The sequence below is a fragment of the Flavobacterium geliluteum genome (genome assembly GCF_017948595.1).
Lineage (GTDB): Bacteria > Bacteroidota > Bacteroidia > Flavobacteriales > Flavobacteriaceae > Flavobacterium > Flavobacterium flavipigmentatum.
This window is the reverse complement of sequence record NZ_JAGFBV010000076.1, coordinates 1-701: the sequence shown is the minus strand read 5'-3', so window position 1 is coordinate 701 and position 701 is coordinate 1. Positions and strand designations below refer to the sequence as shown.

Sequence of the window (701 nt, the reverse complement as noted above, 5' to 3'; positions counted from 1 at the left end):
ATTAAACCTCTACAGAACCGATAATATTAAAATAGTTGCTGATTATGAAAGCTAAACAAGGACAAAGTTTTTGTGATCTGGTCATTCAAGAGACGGGAGATATTGGAAACGCATTTGCAATGGCTTTCCAAAATGGTTTATCTATAACTGATAGCTTAACCATTGGCCAGGAGATAATACCGGCAGGAAAAGAAAATAAATCTATTTCGGAAATATGGAGCGAAAACAATTTACCAGCTACAGCAATAACAAACATAGACTTTGCAATTATTGTTCCTGATGAAGGAATTGGAGCAATGATAATCGAAGACACATTTATAGTAAGATAATGGCAAGAACCAGGACACAGATAAAAACCGAGATAACCACACCATTTATGGCAAATGAAAGCTTAGCCTTAAAATATGGTTTTGCTTTGGGAGCTTCATTCGATGCTGAATTTTCATTGGTTAGCTTAGAAAACATTCTTTTTGAAATTGTGGCTTTGGCCATATTCATACATGAACAATTCTTTGATCAACACGCTAAAGAAGTTGATGAAAGATTAGCGAATGAAAAGCCGGGTACACTTCCCTGGTATCGAACAATGGCTTTGCGTTTTCAGTATGGTTTTGATTTGGCGCCACAGAAGGATTATTTCGATAACGGAACCGCTACACCTGAACAAATTGAAAGTTCTAAAATTATTAAGTATTCCGCAG

The 701-nt window shown here is 36.1% G+C and carries 1 protein-coding gene and 1 pseudogene; both read left to right on the top strand.

Annotated elements, in window-relative coordinates:
- Window positions 1–44 precede the first annotated feature (44 nt).
- Window positions 45–329, top strand: a complete 285-nt coding sequence (locus tag J3495_RS19020) for a hypothetical protein (protein ID WP_210668557.1) — start codon at window positions 45–47, stop codon at window positions 327–329.
- Window positions 329–701: pseudogene (locus tag J3495_RS19015) on the top strand (nucleotidyltransferase); the annotation flags it as partial. The gene J3495_RS19020 and the pseudogene J3495_RS19015, both read left to right, overlap by 1 nt.